Origin of the sequence: Bacillus sanguinis (genome assembly GCF_018332475.1) — a bacterium.
GTDB lineage: Bacteria > Bacillota > Bacilli > Bacillales > Bacillaceae_G > Bacillus_A > Bacillus_A sanguinis.
In genome coordinates, this window is the sequence record NZ_BOQB01000156.1 from 1 (window position 1) to 1,031 (window position 1,031).

Sequence of the window (1,031 nt, forward strand, 5' to 3'; positions counted from 1 at the left end):
TATACGCTTAAACTCAAAAAAATAGTAGAAACTACGACTTTACAATCAATATTTTTTGTTTGCACTTTATATAAATTGATATGTCTCCACCTTAATTCTAGGAGTAAATTATTGTTTTTTAATCCCCCACTCATTCTTTTCTCAAATCCTCCAAAATGGATTTGAGAAATTAGGGAACTATAATGTCGTATTAACATATAGTAAGGGGGATAAAAAGTGGACAATGAGATGAATTATGGAAGTGATTACAAGTTTATTCCAGCAACTTCAATTGAAAGTGGTCATGGCATCGAAGTATTGCCTGATTTATTTTGTTACACGATTCAAATCGTCAACATCTGTTTTGTTGGAAATCCCGAGAGCAATGATTTTGTTTTAGTTGATGCTGGAATGCCTAAATGTGCAAATGAAATTATCTCTATCGCTGAGGATCGATTTGGTACCAATAGTCGTCCAAAAGCGATTATTTTAACTCACGGGCATTTTGATCATGTTGGTGGAATAATTGAACTCATTAAGTATTGGAATGTTCCCGTCTATGCCCATCAAATGGAGATACCTTTCCTGACTGGGCAACAAAGCTATCCTGAACCAGATCCAACAGTTGAAGGTGGTATGGTAGCGAAAATGTCCCCTCTGTTCCCTAACGAACCGATTGATTTGGGAAATAGCATAAAAGTACTTCCTACAGATGGAACTGTTCCCCATATGCCAGATTTTAGATGGATTCATACACCAGGACACACTCCAGGTCATATTTCATTATTCCGAGAAAAAGACCGAACATTAATTGCTGGGGACGCTTTTGTTACGGTGAAGCAGGAATATTTATATAAGGTAATTACTCAGGAACAGGAAATAAGCGGTCCGCCTCGATATTTAACAACAGACTGGAAAGCTGCTAAAGAATCAGTTATTCAACTAGAGAAGTTAAAGCCTCTAGCCGCTGTTACTGGACATGGGATACCGATGTCAGGTGAATTACTATCAACAAGCCTCAAAACACTCATTCAAGAATTTGATAAAATTGC

1 protein-coding gene is annotated in these 1,031 nt (G+C 37.1%); it reads left to right on the plus strand.

The features are described 5' to 3' along the window. Window positions 1-216 precede the first annotated feature (216 nt). Window positions 217-1,031, plus strand: an 815-nt coding sequence (locus tag KI369_RS17340) for an MBL fold metallo-hydrolase (RefSeq protein ID WP_212956749.1), incomplete at its 3' end; no start/stop codon positions are given.